The following is a 3,859-nucleotide window of genomic DNA, read 5'->3' as shown; positions in this document are numbered from 1 at the left end:
CACCGAGGTGCCAGATCCGGACCGACCAGTCGCCACCTCGGGGTGACGAGGTGGCAACTCGGTGGTCAGGAAGTGGCGACTCGGCTTAGTAGGAGGGCTGGCTGGGGTCGACCTGGTTGACCCAGGCCACCACGCCGCCGCCGACGTGGACGGCGTCGGAGTAACCGGCGTTCTTGACGATGGCCAGCGTCTCCGCGGAGCGCACGCCGGACTTGCAGTGCATGACGACCTGCTTGCCGGAGTCGACGCCGGGGAGCTTCTCCAGGGCGGTGCCGTTGAGGAAGTCGCCCTTGGGGATGAGGACCGAGCCGGGGATCTTGTTGATCTCGTACTCGTTGGGCTCGCGGACGTCGACGAGGACGAAGTCGCGGGCGCCCTCCTCACGCTCCTTGAGCATGTGCTCGAGCTGGATCACCGAGATGGTCGAGCCGGCCGCGGCGTCGGCGGCCTCGTCGGAGATCGCGCCGCAGAAGGCGTCGTAGTCGATCAGCTGGGTGACCGTCGGGTTGTCGCCGCACAGCGCGCAGCTGGGGTCCTTGCGGACCTTGAGCTTGCGCCACTCCAGCTCGAGGGCGTCGTAGATGACGAGCTTGCCGACCGCGGGGTCACCGATGCCGGTGAGCACCTTGATCGCCTCGTTGACCTGGATCGAGCCGATGCTGGCGCACAGCACGCCGAGCACGCCGCCCTCGGCGCAGCTCGGGACCATGCCCGGCGGCGGGGGCTCGGGGTAGAGGCACCGGTAGCAGGGCGCACCGATGCTCTCGCCGTTCTCGTCGGTGGCGTGCGGCCAGAAGACCGACGCCTGGCCGTCGAACCGGTAGATCGAGCCCCACACGTAGGGGATCTTCAGGAAGTACGCCGCGTCGTTGACCATGTAGCGGGTCGCGAAGTTGTCGGTGCCGTCGACGATCAGGTCGTAGCCCTCGAAGACCTGGAGCACGTTGTCGTTGTCGAGACGCTCCTCGTGGAGGATCACGTCGACGTAGGGGTTGATCTCGGCGATCGACTCCTTGGCCGACAGCCCCTTGGGCTTGTCGATGTCGCTGACGCCGTGGATGACCTGCCGCTGCAGGTTGGACTCGTCGACGGTGTCGAACTCGGCGATGCCGAGCGTGCCGACACCGGCCGCGGCCAGGTAGAGCAGCGCCGGGCTGCCGAGGCCGCCGGCCCCGATCACGAGGACCTTGGCGTTCTTGAGCCGCTTCTGACCGGACATGCCGACGTCCGGGATGATCAGGTGACGGCTGTAGCGCCGTACCTCGTCGATGGTGAGCTCCTCAGCGGGCTCCACGAGCGGGGCGAAGGACATCGGTGCGGCATCTCCTGGTCTTGGCTGGGCTCTCGGCTGGGGTCCTGGGGGGTCGTCACGAAGGACGTCAGGCAACTTCGGGGCAACGCCCCTGCTACCCACGATGTTCCCACTACCTATGGGTAGGGTTCGGCAGGTGACCGCAGGGCAGTACTCCGTCGACTCGGGGACCGACGAGGCACGCCCTCGGGGCGGCCGCCTGCCCCGCCGCGAGCGCCGCGCGCAGCTGCTGGACTCCGCCCTCGAGGTGTTCGTCGCGCAGGGCTACCACGCCGCGGCCATGGACGACATCGCCGAGCGGGCCGGCGTCTCCAAGCCGGTCCTCTACCAGCACTTCCCGGGCAAGCTCGACCTCTACCTCGCCTTGCTCGACGCGTCCTGCGACACGATCATCGCCAACACCCGGGCCGCGCTCGAGGCGACGCAGGACAACAAGAAGCGGGTCGAGGCGACGATGACCGTCTTCTACGACTACGTCGCCAGCGACACCGGCGCCTTCAAGCTCGTCTTCGAGTCCGACCTGACCAACGAGCCGGCCGTCCGCGAGCACGTCGAGCGGGTCACCTCCGAGACCGCCGCGCTCGTGGCGCGGGTCATCCACGAGGACACCGGCCTCCCCGACGAGGCCGCCCGGCTGCTGGCGGTGTCGCTGGTGGGAATGGCCCAGGTGAGCGCGCGGTTCTGGCTCACCGAGGCCGGGGGCATCAGCCGCGGTGACGCAGCCGCCCTGGTGGCAGGCTTGGCATGGCGGGGCATCGCCGGCTACCCCCTGTCCGACGAGCCCGGCTCGTAGCCCTGACCCAGCCCCAGATCCACCCCTGACCCAGTCCTGAACAGAAGGAGCACCTCCGTGGAGGTCAAGATCGGCATCCAGCACGCCCCGCGCGAGCTGGTCGTGGACACCAGCGAGACGGCGGAGGCCGTCGAGAAGATGGTCTCCGACGCGGTCGGCTCCGAGGGCGTCCTGGCCCTCACCGACAGCAAGGGACGCAAGATCATCGTCCCCGCCTCGCGCATCGCCTACGTCGAGATCGGTGGCGCGCTCGCCGGTCAGGTCGGCTTCCGGAGCTGAGCAGGAAGCCGGGCAGCAAGCCGGCAGGAGGTAGGCGATGGTCGGCACGATCCTGGTGGCGCTGATCGGCGGCACGGTCATCGGCTTCCTGGGCAAGTCCCTGGCGCCCGGTGACCGGCAGGTCCCCCTCTGGCTGACGATCCTGTGCGGGATCGGCGGGGTGTTCCTGGGCAACTGGCTCTACGTCGACGTCCTCGACTTCCAGGAGAACACCGCCCGGATCGACTGGTGGCGGCACGCCTGGCAGGTCGCGGTCGCCGCGATCCTGGTGGTGGTCGTGACCTCCGGCGCGGGCCGGAAGGGCAACCGGACCTAGCTCCTAGGCCGACAACCCCAGCTCCGCCATCCGCTCCGCGTGCCGGTCGGTGAGCCGGGTGAACATCCGGCCGATCGCGGCCAGGTCGAGGCCCGGGCGGTCGACGCCGCCGGCGAGCAGGGCACTCAGGGCGTCCCGGTCCGCGGCCACCCGCTGGGCCTGGGTGAGCGCCTCCCCCATCAGCCGGCGCCCCCACAGCGCGAGCCGGCCGCCGAGCCGGTGGTCGGCGGCGATCGCGGCGCGGACCCGGTCGACGACGAACGCCGACGACGCGGCGTCGTCGACCGAGGCGACGACCAGGTCGCGGGTGTCCGGGTCGAGGTAGGCGGCGATCTCGCGGTAGAAGTCGTCGGCCAGCCCGTCCCCCACGAACGCCTTGACCAGGCTCTCGTACCAGTCCGACGGGGCCGTGTGCTCGTGGAAGAGGTCGAGCGCCTCGCGGAACGGCGCCATCGCCGCGAAGGGGTCGGCACCGAGGGCCCGGATCCGGTCGTGGAGCGGGCCGACCCGGCTGAACTGCACGGTCGCCATGCCGGCGATCTCGACCTTGTCCTCCAGCGTCGGCGCGAGCTTGCCGTCCTCGGCGAGCCTCTCGAACGCCGAGATCTCGCCGTACGCGATCGCTCCGAGCAGGTCGACCACCGCGTCCCGGTAGACCGGATCCTCGAACACGACGGGCAGCTCGCCGGGCACAGATGCGGTCACGCCCACAACCTACCGATAGACTCGGTCACGAGGCTGCGCGCTCCGCGCGGCCCGGTATGTGCGCGGCAGCCGCGCCGGGTGAACCGGTGTGAGTCAGCCGCTTTGCGAACTCACACCGACACCACCCGTCGACCTCAGCGGCCGGCGACATACGAAAGCGACAAGACCCTGACCACCACATTCCGTGAGCTCGGCGTCCTCCCCGACATCTGCGACGCCCTCGAGCGCGCCGGCATCGTGACCCCGTTCGCCATCCAGGAGATGACCCTCTCGGTCGCCCTGCTCGGCACCGACCTGATCGGCCAGGCCCGCACGGGCACCGGCAAGACCCTGGCCTTCGGCATCCCCGTCCTCCAGCGCAGCGTGACGCCCAAGGACCCGGCGTACGCCGACATGCCCCAGGGCAAGCCGCAGGCGCTCATCGTCGCCCCGACCCGCGAGCTCGCGCTCCAGG

Annotated in this window: 6 protein-coding genes; 4 read left to right on the top strand and 2 right to left on the bottom strand. The window is 70.1% G+C overall.

Going from position 1 to position 3,859, the window contains the following annotated elements; all coding sequences use genetic code 11:
* Positions 1–85: 85 nt before the first annotated feature.
* A complete protein-coding gene (moeZ, locus tag JHD21_RS21330; protein ID WP_292679499.1) occupies positions 86–1,312 on the bottom strand; it encodes an adenylyltransferase/sulfurtransferase MoeZ in 1,227 nt (408 codons plus the stop codon).
* A gap of 136 nt (positions 1,313–1,448) precedes the next feature.
* On the opposite strand from moeZ, the gene JHD21_RS21325 reads away from it, so the two are divergent.
* Genes JHD21_RS21325 through JHD21_RS21315 form a run of 3 tightly spaced genes read left to right on the top strand, consistent with a single transcriptional unit; the run spans position 1,449 to position 2,700 of the window.
* Entirely contained in the window at positions 1,449–2,105 is a 657-nt protein-coding gene (locus JHD21_RS21325; protein WP_292679497.1) for a TetR/AcrR family transcriptional regulator, read from the top strand.
* Between the two features lie 57 nt (positions 2,106–2,162).
* On the top strand, positions 2,163–2,384 hold the full coding sequence (locus tag JHD21_RS21320; RefSeq protein ID WP_292679495.1) for a DUF3107 domain-containing protein: 222 nt from the start codon (positions 2,163–2,165) through the stop codon (positions 2,382–2,384).
* Positions 2,385–2,421: 37 nt separating this feature from the next.
* Positions 2,422–2,700, top strand: a complete 279-nt coding sequence (locus tag JHD21_RS21315) for a hypothetical protein (protein WP_292679494.1) — start codon at positions 2,422–2,424, stop codon at positions 2,698–2,700.
* 3 nt (positions 2,701–2,703) lie between these two features.
* On the opposite strand, the gene JHD21_RS21310 is transcribed toward JHD21_RS21315, so the two are convergent.
* Complete coding sequence (locus JHD21_RS21310; protein WP_292679492.1) at positions 2,704–3,405, bottom strand: ferritin-like fold-containing protein; 702 nt, start codon at positions 3,403–3,405, stop codon at positions 2,704–2,706.
* Positions 3,406–3,573: 168 nt separating this feature from the next.
* Here JHD21_RS21310 and JHD21_RS21305 point away from each other — a divergent pair.
* The coding region (locus JHD21_RS21305) for a DEAD/DEAH box helicase (protein ID WP_365696434.1) at positions 3,574–3,859 on the top strand (286 nt) is incomplete at its 3' end.

It is taken from the genome of Nocardioides sp. (assembly GCF_016462705.1).
In the GTDB taxonomy this organism is placed as follows: domain Bacteria; phylum Actinomycetota; class Actinomycetes; order Propionibacteriales; family Nocardioidaceae; genus Nocardioides.
This window is presented reverse-complemented; position numbering and strand designations above follow the sequence as displayed.